This is a genomic window from Clostridium sp. CM039, from assembly GCF_055081075.1.
Genome location: NZ_CM143649.1, coordinates 1,215,284 through 1,229,227, shown reverse-complemented (window position 1 = coordinate 1,229,227; position 13,944 = coordinate 1,215,284). Strand labels below are relative to the sequence as shown.

The window sequence follows — 13,944 nt, the reverse complement described above, 5'->3', positions numbered from 1 at the left end:
AAGTATATTAAAATTAGTAAAGGAGTTAAAAATATGATTAAATTTGGTACTGGTGGATGGAGAGCTTTTATAGGCGAAGATTTTACAAAAAAAAATGTACAACTTCTTTCTCAAGCTCTTGCAAACCTTATGAAAAATGAAAAATGTGAGGGCAGTGGTTTTGTAATAGGTTATGATAATAGATTTTTATCTGACAAATCAGCAAAATGGGTTTCAGAAGTAATGGCTGGAAATGGAATAAAGGTTTTTTTAGTAGGAAAATCTGCACCTACCCCTCTAATAATGTTCACTGTGAATTCTTTAGATGCATACTATGGTGCAGCTGTAACAGCAAGCCATAACCCAGCTGATTACAATGGACTCAAAATATTCACCAGGGGTGGAAGAGATGCTAAAGAAGACGTTACAAGAAGTCTTGAAGAAATTATAAACAATATTACTATAGATGATGTTAAGCTTGTTATCTTTGATAAAGGAATAGCAGATGGTTTAATTGAAATTATAGATCCGTTTAATGAATTTATAGATTCAATTATCAGCATGATAGATATAGAGTCTATAAGGAATAGCAAACTAAAGGTAGCTCTTGACCCAATGTTTGGAGTTTCAAAGACTTGCCTTCAAACTATACTTTTAACTGCAAGATGTGAGGTTGAAATAATAAATAATAGACACGATACCTTATTTGGTGGAAGATTACCTTCCCCAAGCACACACACACTACATCGTTTAAAGGATTTAGTAGTTGAAAAAGGATATGATATCGGGATAGGGACAGATGGGGATGCTGATAGACTTGGAATCATAGATGAAAAAGGTAACTTTATTCATCCAAACGATATTCTTTCTGTGTTATATTACTATTTATTAAAGTACAAGGGATGGAAAGGTGGAGCTGTAAGAAACCTTGCAACCACTCACCTCCTAGATAAAATAGCAGCGAGCTTTGGTGAGGAATGCTACGAGGTTCCAGTTGGTTTCAAGAACATAAGCTCAAAAATGGAAGAAAAGAATGCATTAATCGGAGGAGAAAGCAGTGGTGGATTAACTATTCGTGGGCATATTAAGGGAAAAGACGGAATATTTGCTGCTAGCCTTCTAATCGAATTGCTTAGTGTAACAGGAAAAAGCTTATCGGAATTACTTGAAGAAATTCATAAGCAATATGGATACTTCTACATGACAGAATCTGATTATAAATTCAGCATAGAAGACAAGGAACAGATTAGGACAAAACTTTTCGTAAATAAGTTAATCCCAAATTTTGGTTATAAAGTAGAAAAAACAAACTACGAAGATGGCTTAAAGGTATATTTTAGAAATGGTGGCTGGATTATAGCAAGATTCTCTGGCACAGAACCGCTTTTAAGAGTATTTTCTGAAATGGAAAATGAAGCTATGGCCAATGAAATAAGTAATATTATGAGAGAATTCTTAAACTTATAAGCATATTAATATTGCAGCACAGAAGGTGATGATTTAATAAAAGGTGTATTTTATACCTAATTATGGTATAGAATACACCTTTTATTTTTTGATTTAATTAAAAAGTTACCCATAACAAAAGGAATTGTGTTCACAATTTGTTTGCGGCCATTGGTGGTGTCCATGTGTTTCAATTAACTAGTGGACTTGCTGTAATATTACATATATAATAGTATGTGGAATATTTTATTAAAAGGGGGCAATTTATGAGAAATGAAGTTAGTATTAAAAAAATAAGAAGAGAAGCAGAAGAGTCATTCAGAAAAGGTGATTTTTTTTGTTCCGAAGCTATTGTTAGCTCAATAAAAAACAATTTTGAAATTCCAATGCCAGATGAGATGATTGCAATGTCTTCAGGATTTCCTCTTGGAATAGGAAAATCAAAATGTGTTTGCGGTGCTGTATCAGGCGGAGTAATGTGCATAGGTTATTTCTTTGGGAGAACAACAGCTGGAGATCCTAAGGTGCAAAATGCTCTTAAGTTTGCTAATGAATTACAAGAGAGCTTTAAAAATAACCATAAGGTGTTATGTTGTAAAGTCCTTACTCACGGAATGGACATGACTTCTGGAGAACATCAAGCACAATGCATTTCCTTTACTGGGGAAATAGCTGAAAAAGCTGCGCAAATTATAGTTAGAGAGCTCGGCCTTGTAAATATTGATGAATAAGGTGGTAAAAAAATGAAAAGCCTGATAGAAAAAACTCCTGTACCAATTGCAGGGTTAATGTTAGCTTTAGCAGCAACTGGTAATCTATTATTATCTTATGGTGATATATACAGGAACATCTTTGGAGTTGTAGCTTCATTAATATTAGTACTCCTTATATTTAAGATATTTTTTGATACAAAAAGTGTAGTAGAGTCTTTTAAAAACCCAGTTGTTGCCAGCGTAATGATTACTTTTACTATGGGTTTAATGATTTTGGCAACTTACATAGTTCCGTATGCTCATTCAATATCCTTTGGTGTGTGGTCTTTTGGTTTATTACTGCATTGTTTTTTACTAATTTGTTTTACTGCAAAATTTATTTTTAACTTTGATATAAAAAAAGTTTTTCCAAGCTATTTTGTAGTTTATGTTGGTATTGTGGTAGCAAGTATGACTGCACCTACCTATAATTTAATTAGCCTTGGAAAAGGTATTTTCTGGTTTGGCCTTATATCATATTTATTATTGTTGCCTATTGTGATTTATAGGACATTCTTTATTAAGGGAATTCAAGAGCAGGCACTACCAACTATTTCAATATTCGCGGCTCCAGCTAGCTTATGTTTAGCTGGATATTTAGCATGTTTTACAGTGAAAAATAATTTTATATTAGGCTTTTTAGGAGGTCTAGCATTTATAATGTTCTTAGTGGTGATTTTGTATTTACCAAAGCTACTTAAAACTAAATTTTACCCAAGTTATTCTGCTTTTACTTTTCCAATGGTGATAAGCGCAGTTGCTATGAAGCAACTTAATGGGTATCTAGTTAATATTAAAGAACCAATATATATGTTAAAATATTTGGTTAAATTTCAAGAAGTACTAGCTGTTTTAATCGTTATTTATGTTTTAGCAAGATACTTTAAATTTCTTTTTCTTGAGGATAAAATCTCCAAAAATTCTAAAATAGACGAAGCGATCTAAACATATAATAAATAGGACTGTGATTAGATTTGATATAAAGCTAATTATAGTCTTTTTATTACTTATATTGGAAGAAAAAAGCTTAAGAAGCTATTAACAGAAAAGCCTCAAAATGAACAGAAAAGCCTCAAAATGAACAGAATATATATGATAGACAATTTGATAACTGGGCGCCATATTACAAATAATTCAAAGACCAATATTTGCTAAACATATCTCTGTATGTTATTATGTTCAGATGATAAATACTTTTAAACATAATATATTTAAAAATAAAATATTATGTAGGGGGAATGGAAAATTGAACAAAAAAATTATTTCAGCCGTAATGGCACTTGGTGTAATTATAAGCGTTGGTTCTACTACCGTATATGCAGATTCTGCATCAGATAAGGCAAAAATTCATCAGGTTCAAACTCAAAGAAACGACCTTGAAAGCAAAGTTGAGATTATGAACAATAAGCGTGAAACAATTGTGTCTAATATCGATAGTAATGAAAGCAGTATAGCTATAACACAAAAGAATATTAAGCAAACAAAAATAAATATTGAAAAAGCAGAGGTTGATATCAAAGCAGAACAGATTATTTTTAATAAAAGAATGAGAGTAATGTATATGAATGGGTCATCAAGCTATCTAAACATTATGCTAAGCTCAAATGGTATGGATGATTTTATATCCAGAGTAGAAAATATTAAAAGGGTAGTAACATTTGATCAAAAGGTTATGAAAAATATGAAAACAAAAGAAGCAGCAATTAATTTAAAGAAGGTAGCGCTAGATGCAGAAAATACAAAGTTGCTATCTTTAAGGGTTGAGAATAAAAAGAATTTAGCGATTTTAACAGAACAAAAATCAGACCAAGATGTATTAGCATTAAAATTGAATGCCCTAGAAAATCAATATGGCGCACAACTGGTAATAGATCAAGCTAATGAAGCAAGACAAGCAACAGAAGAAAAACAAGCATTAATTGATTCAAAAAAAGCTAATAACAAACGGAATGAATCCCCTAAACAAGTTGTAAAAACTCCAGAAATAGCTAGTTATACTTCAGTGCAAACTAAACCTATAGCAATCAAAAATGACTCAAGTGATTTGGACTTGCTATCAAGATTAATAACTGCCGAAGCAGGAGGAGCATCTTATAAAGCTCAAGTTGCTGTAGGCGCTGTAGTTTTAAACAGAGTTAAGAGCAGCAGTTTTCCAAATTCAATCAGTGCTGTTATTAATGAAAAAACAAATGGTTTTTATCAATTTACTCCAATACTAAATGGTAACATTAACAGACCTGCACAGGCAAGTGCTGTTAAGGCTGCAAATGAAGCACTCAGTGGAAATGATCCAACAAATAATGCACTGTTTTTTTATAGTGGTAGTGCACCTAAGGGCTTGACTTTACCACAACCAGTGTCATTAAGAATAGACGATTTAACATTTATTAAAATGCTAAAAGACTGACTATAGAGTATTTTTGATAACTTCTTAACTAAAGATTTAATTTTAATACAATCATATATATTTATTGCTTAGGACTACATAATTATTAATCATCTTAAACTCAAATATTCTTACTGGGATGGTACAGAGAATTATTATGAATAAGGGAGTTCACTTTGTGAACTCCCTTATATATATACAAATATTTAATTTTGAACTAAGTAGAGATTAGTAATTTTTTTAACTAAAGTATTTTTCTTTGTCTTATCACATATCTTAAAGACCTCTTATTTATAAATTGTACTAACCTCTAAAAACTTTAACAACTTAATTTGAAACATTGGACTATCCCCTTTCTATTAGCAATTCTTTTAGTTTATCTAATGAAGGTTAATATCTTTGTGGAATCACTTCCATCTCTTGTACTAATTAAATTCTGTTGTTTTGTTTATAAATTAATAATATCATAGTAATAGATGTTTGTAAACAACTATTTTCAATTAATAATAAATGTTATTTAAGAAGAAATTTCAATGATTGTTAGTGGAGGAGGGATATATAAATAATAATGATGAGTATGAGTAAAAAATATATGCATTTACATCTCCTATATTAATAATACGCTGGTGTGAAAAAGTTGCAAACTAGTGATTTAAGTAGAGGACATATGTTATTATTAAAATATCATATATATTAATAGAAAACTAAATGCTTCGCAGTATTCTTAAACTGTGGTGCAGTCGAAAGAAATTGCGTACGTAATATAAAGAAGGAGATAAAAAAATGAAGTTAAATAAGATTCATCATATAGCTATTATTTGTTCAAATTATGAAAGATCTAAAGAGTTTTACGTTAATGTTTTAGATTTGAAAATCATTAAAGAAACATATAGAAAAGATAGAGAATCATATAAGCTCGACTTAGGTGTTGGAGAGAATTATCAAATAGAATTATTTTCTTTTCCGCAATCACCTAAAAGGGCGAGTTATCCTGAAGCAAGAGGACTAAGGCATCTTGCTTTTGAGGTAGATAACATAGATGAGGCGATAAAAGAACTGGCTGATAAGAATGTAATTGCTGAGCATATTAGAATTGATGAGATTACGGGGAAAAAATTTACTTTTTTTAGTGATCCAGATGATTTACCTATAGAATTATATGAAAAATAGTAGGATAGCATTTTAAAATTGACAACTGTATGTCATAGCATAAATATCTTTGAAGAGCTTTTTTAACTTGTATAATTTCCCAAGGGTCTGGCCCATTACAGAGATAAAACAGACAAGCAGTGTTGCTCAAAAGGCTGTTTGTAGGGTATAATAAATTAGTAAAATAACAAGACCTACCTTGAAAATATTTATCGTGAATATTAATTTAGAAGGTATTAGTTATGAAGTTTTTTTAAGCCGTAAAAAATAAAAAAAAGAGGGTAAAAATATGAAAAATGATATAAACAAAAACATGGAAATAATGAAAAAAATTATTGAAGAAAGAAAAGCAAAATCTTCCACGCAAAAAAATAATAAGAGAGCATCAATCTATGGATCACAAAGCGCATCATCAGGTAATGGCGGAGGTTTAGTTGGTAAAAATAACAGGGGTCAATGAATAAATTCCCTTGTTATTAATAAAATATATGTAACTCTAAAAGTTTATTTCATAGAGAAATCTAGGGGTAGGCTTTTTTTTATTGATTAGCAACTCTCAAATTCAACTAAATATGATATTATCATTAACTTATGGGCATTATAATATAAAATAATTAGTAAAGGAGATGCTTTTTATGAGTCAAAATAAAACCATAGCTGAAAACAATCAAAATATTATACCTAATAGTGAAAATAGTCTGAGCCAAAATATGACCATGAAACAAAAAGATCAAAGCCTTATGGCTAATAGTTTAGATAGTAAAAATGCTAAAAATGGATATAAGGTTAATGGAAATGCTAGCGTACAAGCTGCTAATCAAGGAACTAGAAATAAAAACTAGATGAATTAATTTACTTGGAAATCTTAAAATTGAAAACACAGTAGAGTTATACTTTCTCTACTGTGTTTTTTTTATATATATTTACAAGATAGTGAATTAATTAAACAAAAGTTAATTTATTGGTGTACATATTCCTTGTGTAAATTGCGTAATTGCGCCAGTATTAATGTTTACTAAATATAAACATAAGGAATATTCTTGTTCAGGATTAACAGGATCTTTGTAAGATTTTCCTATCGCGTAATAATCATCACCATTATAAATACCTGTTCTCTGGAATCTTTGATTAGTTGTATTAAAAGTTTCGTTAGTATCTAATTTTACTTTTGATTTAACTAAATCCATTGCCTGTAGTTAAATACACAAAGGGGAACAGCACACATATTATTACTACTGGGGTTGGTAAAGCATGCATAGTTATCGCTCCTTTCTCAAAATGTATAAGTTATACTGCTGTTATAGCAATTCTTTCTTTGAGTAAATGTTTATAGATATATTCATAGAAATAAAGAGGATAGCAATTATAGCCACAATCGGCATTAAGTACTGGACCAATATAGGCATTGCAGACAATACCGTAAAATCGAGTTTAATATTGGCTTTTATTAATACAGTCAATAAAAATGGAGTTCCCATGATCAATATCATGAAGAAATACTTTGTTTTTTCAAAGCCAAATTTATATTGTACAGGTGTGTATACGCCAAATAGGATTACTGAAATCAGCAGTGCAATAAGATAGTTGTACGGAGTAAGATATTCAATTTTGACAAATAGCAGTGCTAATACGTTATATGCCACACAGCAATAAGCAAAGATCAATAGGAGAAAAGCATATCTTGCTTTTACAAGACTACTACGGGAGTATGGCGTAGAACACAGCAGAGCTTCAGCTTTAGGGTATTTCATTTCGGCCATCAAAACATATTGATACAACATAAACACCGAAAAAATCACCGATAACAAAAAAGCACTAAGCCCCCAAAATTGGGATGGTTGTATCATCATAAAAAGGGGTATAGCAAATGGAAAAGTAACTAAAAGCAGTAAATATTTTTTTATAAGTAAGATATCTTTTTTAACAAGATGTACCAGCATTATTTTCCCCCTCCTTCGACATAGCCCAGCATAATATCTTCTATGGTAGGTCTTTCAACCAAAATGTCTTTTATGCTTTTTTGAACTTGAGATAATTTATTGGTGATACCAGTAAATCCAAATCCTGTTTCTTGAATATTTAAGAACAGTTTTCTGGTTTCAATAGTCAAATCCTTGCTATCACCTTTTACTAATCGATGGGTATCAATCAATGTATCCTTTTCTTCCTCGAATAAAATTTTGCCATTGTTAATAAGAATTATCATATCTGCAACTTTATCAAGATCTGAAGTTATGTGAGTTGAAAAGAAAACGCTCTTGCCACCTTGTTTCATATAATCTGTCAAGATATTCATGAATTGGCTTCGAATTAAGGGGTCAAGTCCACTTGTAGGCTCATCCATAATAAGTAAGTCTGCCTCATGGGAAAGTGCCAAAGTTAATGCGAACTTCATACGCATACCTTTTGAAAGTGTTGAAATCTTTTGGCGTGGATTGAGTGAAAAACGTTCCATATAGGTTTTGTAATCCTGCTCATTCCAACTTGAATACGACGGTGCAATAATGCTTTTCATTTCTTTCATTGTCAATTCATCATAAAAGCAGCCATCATCCAGCACAACTCCAATACGGTTTTTCAACTCATGCCCATGTTTATCAATATCCTTTCCAAAGAATTTGATAGTACCGGCACTTCTCATTACAAGACCAAGAATGGTCTGTATAGTGGTTGTTTTACCAGCCCCGTTAATACCTATAAAACCTGTAATACAATCTTCCTGTAAAGAAAAACTAACATCGGAAAGGGCAAATTTATTATAAGATTTATTTAATCCTGATACTTCTAATACATTGTTCATTGTTCATCCCCCTCATATAAAATATTCATCATTGCATTTAATTCCTCTTTAGAAATTTTTAACGTCTTTGCTGTTTGAATTAAGTCCTGCATTTTTTGTTCAACAATACGCCGTTTAGAGTCACGAAGCAGCTCTAAATTACCAGCAGAAATAAAAGTGCCAATGCCCACCTGACTTGTAATAAATCCCTCTTGCTCTAATTCATTGTAGACACGACGAATAGTAAGAATGCTTACTTTCAAATCAGTGGCAAAATTTCTGATAGATGGAAGTGGATCACCCTCAGACATCTCACCTTTAAAAATAATATCTTTTAGTTGGTCTTTTATTTGTTGGTATAGGGGTATATTGGATATATTTGAAATTAAAATCTTCATATCACCTTATCACCTCCCTAAGTGTATAGTGTGTATTAACTTAATACACACTATACACTTAGGTTGTGTTTTTGTCAACATGTTAGTGGGTACCCGGCTCGCAAAGACTTTTTAGAATTAACGGATATCACGAGAAGCTTTAATATGAAATGATTGAATTTAGTCGTAAAAAATGTTATGCTAACAATGGTAAACTCAGTAGAATGTCTTTACTACATAAAAATAAGTGTAAAATTGCAATTGAAAATACAATATATTGAAGAGCTTATTTTTATAGGCTCTTTTTTAGTGATAAAGAGAGGTAATAATATGATAAAAATTGATAACTTGTCCTACTCATTTCCGCAAAAGGATCTATATAATAATATTTCATTTACATTAGAAGATGGTCAACACTGTGCTTTTATAGGAACAAATGGCAGTGGAAAAAGTACACTGATAGATATAATTATGGATCCAGAAAAATATATGTTCGATGGAAAGCTCGAGATTGACCTAAATTGTAGAATTGGGTATGTAAGTCAATTCTCGCAACAGGGCGAAATGAAAGAAATTACAGTTTTCGAATATATAGGGGAAAAATTTATTAAACTACAAAATGAAATAACATCTATTTGCAGTGAAATGGAAACATCTTCGGATATTGATTCTTTACTAGAAAAGTATCAACAAACTTTAGACGCATTTGATGCAATTAATGGGGATGATTTCGAAAATATCATTAATAAAAACTTAAATCTTGCAAACTTAAGCAAGTATAAAGATCTAATGATATCTGAACTTAGTGGTGGGGAATTCAAGCTTATTCAAGTAATTAAGGAAATGCTAAATAGTCCAGACTTAATGATTATGGATGAACCCGATGTGTTTTTAGACTTTGAAAACCTTAATTCGCTTAAAGATCTAATTAATTCGCACATTGGAACAATGTTAATTATTACGCACAACAGATATATATTGAATCATTGTTTTAATAAAATTCTACACCTTGAAAACATGGAGATCCAAGAGTTTGATGGAAACTATATTGAGTATAACTTCTCATTACTTCAAACGAAAATTGAGTTACAAGAACTAGCTGCTGCTGATAATGAAGAACTTGAGAGAAACGAGATCTTAATAAAGAAGTTAAGATTTCTCGCAACTGAGTATAATCAATCTTCTAAAGGGAAAGCTCTAAATGCTAGAGTTAAAATTCAAGAAAGATTAGAAAAAAGTAGAATTAAATCGCCATTTGTAGATATTAAACAACCAAATATCAGTTTAGTTACAGATAATGAAATCGAAGAAACCATTGTTTTAAAAGTTAATGATTACAGTGTTGCCTTTGATGATATGCTTCTAGAAAATGTTAACTTTGAGATTAAATCTACTGATAAAGTAGCTCTTATCGGTTCAAATGGTGCCGGGAAAACGACGTTACTTCGAGAAATATTTAAAAACAATCATGATTCTATTGAGATAAATGAAGATGTTGAAGTGGCTTATTTGTCTCAACTTCAAGGCAAAACACTAAATGAGTCTAATACGATACTTGAAGAGTTCTTAGATGCTGGTTTTAAAACTAATCAAGAGGTTAGAGCATATATTTCTGGTTATGGTTTCGAAGAAGAAGCCATTAATCAAAAGATAGGGGCTTTATCTGGTGGAGAAAAAAATATGCTTCAACTGGCTAAAGTTTCTGCTAGTAAAGCAAACATTTTGCTTCTTGATGAACCGACAAGTCATTTAGACACATATTCACAAATAGCACTGGAAAAAGCCATAGAAAACTATAAAGGTGCGATTCTCATGATTTCCCATGATTTCTATTCTATAGTAAACTGTATGGATTTTGTTTTAATCATAGAAGATAAGACAATTAGAAAAATGAGTATGCGAAAATTTAGAAAGATGATTTATGCTAATCATTTTGACAAAGACTATTTAGAAATTGAACAAAAGAAAAAATTAGTCGAAACAAAAATAGAATTGGCTTTAAAAGATATTGATTTTACGCTTGCAAAAGTTTTATCGCAGGAGTTAGAAGAGCTGATTAAGTTACTCTAAATTTAGCAAAGTTTAAGTGGAAATATTGAGCTCTCTTGTATATACATTGAGAACTCAATATTTTTTATTTTTATAAAAGTGTTTTAGCAAATTGTATATTATCAAGTTTATTTTCTTTCATATAATTTATTGAATCAATTAAAAAAGTTCTGTGATGTTCTATGGTCTTCGATAAAGATTGAATAAATTCAACTATATTTTCTTTGTTATCCTGTTTATTATATAGATAGTTACCAACTAAATAAAATCTAATAAATGAATATCTTACTAAAAGCATAATATATCCATCGAATATTGATTCTGATTCAGAAAATGGAAACATATAGTTATACATAAAATTCACCAAATAATTTTCGAAAATATAGCTATTATTATTCATAAAATTTTCAGTATAATCTTCAAATGCTTTTATGTACATTTCTGAATGTTTACTAATGTCGCCACCTTCATCAAACTTGAATCCAGCTATAATTTGCTTAGTATATTCCTTAAAATAAAGACTATCCACTTCTTTAGATACATTTAAGAAGCCTATCATCTTTTTGAAAAAATCTATCTGAACAATATAACTTAATTGATCTCTTTCATAACCATCACTAACTAAGTTCATATCATATTCCCTAATAAATTTAGGTACATTAGTATACTTATATTTAAGTTCTTCTTCTAATGTTTTTATAAAATCACCTAATATATAAAGTCTTTTACTTAAGTCGAACTTTCTGTTTTGTATTATTTCAACACTTAGATTTCTAATTTCTTTAAAATATTTAAAAGGCGAATTATCATATTCTTTAGAGCTGGTTTCAATATCACCTGATAGTATATGTTTGCCTAAAGTTTCTTCACTTTCTTTAAACCCAATTCCTTCTTCTTTTAGTAAAATAATTCTTGCAGCTTCCGGACAGGCAATATCAAGTGATATTTCATAACATGTATCTACTTTATTAATTATTCTAGGAAAAGATGTGCAAACATTTGAAAGATACTCTTCTCCAATTTTGGAATAAATAATACAATAATTTTCGTCATCTAAAAAAGCACACCTTTTTCCAGTTTTTAATTCTATTTTTCCATAATCTATATCAGGACTTAGGTATTCATCATTATTATGTACATTTTTTTGAATCATTCGCTTCATTTCTTTGTCTTGAACCTTATAATATTGCCTAAAGGTAACCTTATCGATATCTATATCCCATCCAATACAACAGCTATCTGTACATTTTCCACCTATACATTTAAATTCTTTAAGATAGCTCGGATATCTCATTTTTATATTTTTTTCCATTGTATACTTCCTTTGTATATAAATTATTTCAAGTTTTCTGTTTCATATTTATTTTACTATAGTATTTTAAGTCTGTCAGATGTATTTTTATTGCCAAGGGTCTGACCCTGTTGTGGGGACACGCTTTGCTGGACCCACTTACTAATTAAACCATAAACCATTAAGGAAAAGCTACTACATTACTTTAAACTAAGAAATATAGTAGCTTCGTCTACATTCTAAATAACTATTTATTATTTGAGTTTAAGATTTATTTCAACAATTTCCGAGCGGCTACCTATCCTAATTGGAGGTCCCCATGTTCCATAACCTGAAGATACAATAAATTGAGAATTGTTCTTTTTTAAATACCCATAGTCTATTTCAAAAATTCCATTGGTTATAATATTTGCAGGAAATATCTGACCTCTATGGGTGTGACCTGATAGTTGTAAATCAATCCCCTGGTTTTCAGGTTCACTTAAATTTACTGGCTGATGATCCATAAGCAAAAATGGTTTTGTCTTATCTAAGTCCTTTACTAAGGATGACAAATCTTTTCTTTTAATTTTTGTAACACGCTCTAAGGATGGGTCTTGTCTACCTATAACATAAAAGCTATCACTTACCAAAACTGAATTATCACGCAGCACAGTTATACCTGCATTCTCAAAATTTTTAACTACATCATCTACATTACTTCCCATTCCATCATGATTACCAAGGGAGGCATACACTCCATATTTGCTTTTAATTCGCCTAAAGTTATCACGCATGTTTTCTTTTACAAAAGGGTCAATGCTACTATCAATAATGTCTCCAGGTATTAACACAATGTCAGGTTTTAAATCATTGATTTTATTTACCATACCTGTAAGCCTATTATTATCTACCATAATCCCAAGATGAATGTCCGAGACCATAATAACCTTCAAGGTCTCTAGATTACCCGCAACTTTATCAACATTTAGATCATACTTTGTTACTCTTACGCTACGAGCACTCCAAGTACCATATATCATTACACCAAATATAAAGGCAACTACTAGACCCATTACTATTAACGAAACATTAGTATCGCCAGATAAACTTCTTGGGAGAATTATAATTTTTCTATTTATAACTCTTATTAAATCTATTATAGGCAATATTAAAATAAGATAAAACATTATTGCCATCCAATATGATCCTATAATATTTAATTTAGTTGATATTATTGCTGGTATGAAAGAAGGTATAAGCGTTGTTACAATATATGATGATGCTATTATTGAAAACAGTATCCAATATATTTTGGGATTTATACAAGGAATATGGCGAAATAGGTTCTGCCACATCCTTAAACCTATATAATAATTTATGCTTCCATACAAGCAAATAAATAAAATAGCAATAAGTATCATTAATCCATTCATTTTTTTGCTCCTTCATATTGTTTTTTTATTATAAAATTTTATACTATATAAAATTATACCATGATGTTGTGTTTTCGCACAGTCTATTGGTGAGATTGCAAAGATTAATTACCAATAATTCATACTGTAGGGTTAGAAAAACAAATACCATAAATTGGAAATAAAATGTACGAGCTGTGTTGCTATTCTATTCTCAATAGAAATCATTTAAAAAACTGATATATAAATCCTTTATTTTCTGTAAAAAAAATACTATAATTAATAACGATAATATATTAATTATAGCTACAAACAAAAAATACTAAAGACAAACCACTTCAA

The 13,944-nt window shown here is 30.2% G+C and carries 14 protein-coding genes; 8 read left to right on the top strand and 6 right to left on the bottom strand.

The features are described from left to right. Positions 1–33: 33 nt before the first annotated feature. The 7 genes from ACWJJ2_RS05785 to ACWJJ2_RS05755 all read left to right on the top strand — a co-directional run bounded on the left by ACWJJ2_RS05785 (position 34) and on the right by ACWJJ2_RS05755 (position 6,554). Entirely contained in the window at positions 34–1,446 is a 1,413-nt protein-coding gene (locus ACWJJ2_RS05785; protein ID WP_216303741.1) for a phosphoglucomutase/phosphomannomutase family protein, read from the top strand. 245 nt (positions 1,447–1,691) lie between these two features. After that, positions 1,692–2,156, top strand: coding sequence for a C-GCAxxG-C-C family (seleno)protein (locus ACWJJ2_RS05780; protein WP_216303740.1), 465 nt, complete (start codon positions 1,692–1,694; stop codon positions 2,154–2,156). Between the two features lie 12 nt (positions 2,157–2,168). Continuing rightward, the gene (locus ACWJJ2_RS05775; RefSeq protein ID WP_220320080.1) at positions 2,169–3,122 is read left to right on the top strand and encodes a TDT family transporter; all 954 of its coding nucleotides are present in this window, start codon (positions 2,169–2,171) and stop codon (positions 3,120–3,122) included. Positions 3,123–3,423: 301 nt separating this feature from the next. Continuing rightward, positions 3,424–4,584, top strand: coding sequence for a cell wall hydrolase (locus tag ACWJJ2_RS05770; protein ID WP_253198235.1), 1,161 nt, complete (start codon positions 3,424–3,426; stop codon positions 4,582–4,584). A 762-nt stretch (positions 4,585–5,346) separates the two neighbouring features. Further along, complete coding sequence (gene gloA2 / locus ACWJJ2_RS05765; RefSeq protein ID WP_216303738.1) at positions 5,347–5,733, top strand: SMU1112c/YaeR family gloxylase I-like metalloprotein; 387 nt, start codon at positions 5,347–5,349, stop codon at positions 5,731–5,733. Positions 5,734–6,001: 268 nt separating this feature from the next. Further along, positions 6,002–6,172, top strand: coding sequence for a hypothetical protein (locus ACWJJ2_RS05760; RefSeq protein WP_165412276.1), 171 nt, complete (start codon positions 6,002–6,004; stop codon positions 6,170–6,172). A gap of 175 nt (positions 6,173–6,347) precedes the next feature. Continuing rightward, complete coding sequence (locus ACWJJ2_RS05755; protein ID WP_216303737.1) at positions 6,348–6,554, top strand: hypothetical protein; 207 nt, start codon at positions 6,348–6,350, stop codon at positions 6,552–6,554. A gap of 111 nt (positions 6,555–6,665) precedes the next feature. Here ACWJJ2_RS05755 and ACWJJ2_RS05750 read toward each other — a convergent pair whose 3' ends face one another. From ACWJJ2_RS05750 to ACWJJ2_RS05735, 4 genes are all read right to left on the bottom strand, one after another. After that, positions 6,666–6,899 carry a hypothetical protein gene (locus tag ACWJJ2_RS05750; RefSeq protein WP_165412278.1) on the bottom strand — a complete coding sequence of 78 codons (234 nt, stop codon included), beginning with the start codon at positions 6,897–6,899 and terminating at the stop codon, positions 6,666–6,668. A gap of 111 nt (positions 6,900–7,010) precedes the next feature. After that, positions 7,011–7,652, bottom strand: coding sequence for an ABC-2 transporter permease (locus ACWJJ2_RS05745; RefSeq protein WP_216303736.1), 642 nt, complete (start codon positions 7,650–7,652; stop codon positions 7,011–7,013). Next, positions 7,652–8,512, bottom strand: coding sequence for an ABC transporter ATP-binding protein (locus ACWJJ2_RS05740; RefSeq protein ID WP_462953960.1), 861 nt, complete (start codon positions 8,510–8,512; stop codon positions 7,652–7,654). The genes ACWJJ2_RS05745 and ACWJJ2_RS05740 overlap by 1 nt, the downstream gene beginning before the upstream one ends. Further along, a complete protein-coding gene (locus ACWJJ2_RS05735; protein ID WP_165412281.1) occupies positions 8,509–8,889 on the bottom strand; it encodes a GntR family transcriptional regulator in 381 nt (126 codons plus the stop codon). The genes ACWJJ2_RS05740 and ACWJJ2_RS05735 overlap by 4 nt, the downstream gene beginning before the upstream one ends. A 309-nt stretch (positions 8,890–9,198) precedes the next feature. On the opposite strand from ACWJJ2_RS05735, the gene ACWJJ2_RS05730 reads away from it, so the two are divergent. Further along, on the top strand, positions 9,199–10,938 hold the full coding sequence (locus ACWJJ2_RS05730) for an ABC-F family ATP-binding cassette domain-containing protein (protein ID WP_216303733.1): 1,740 nt from the start codon (positions 9,199–9,201) through the stop codon (positions 10,936–10,938). Between the two features lie 70 nt (positions 10,939–11,008). Here ACWJJ2_RS05730 and fliB read toward each other — a convergent pair whose 3' ends face one another. Both fliB and ACWJJ2_RS05720 read right to left on the bottom strand, forming a co-directional pair. After that, positions 11,009–12,229 (bottom strand): flagellin lysine-N-methylase, encoded by a 1,221-nt coding sequence (fliB, locus tag ACWJJ2_RS05725; RefSeq protein ID WP_216303732.1) that lies wholly within the window; start codon positions 12,227–12,229, stop codon positions 11,009–11,011. A 233-nt stretch (positions 12,230–12,462) separates the two neighbouring features. After that, a complete protein-coding gene (locus tag ACWJJ2_RS05720; RefSeq protein WP_220286934.1) occupies positions 12,463–13,623 on the bottom strand; it encodes a metallophosphoesterase in 1,161 nt (386 codons plus the stop codon). Positions 13,624–13,944: the final 321 nt, after the last annotated feature.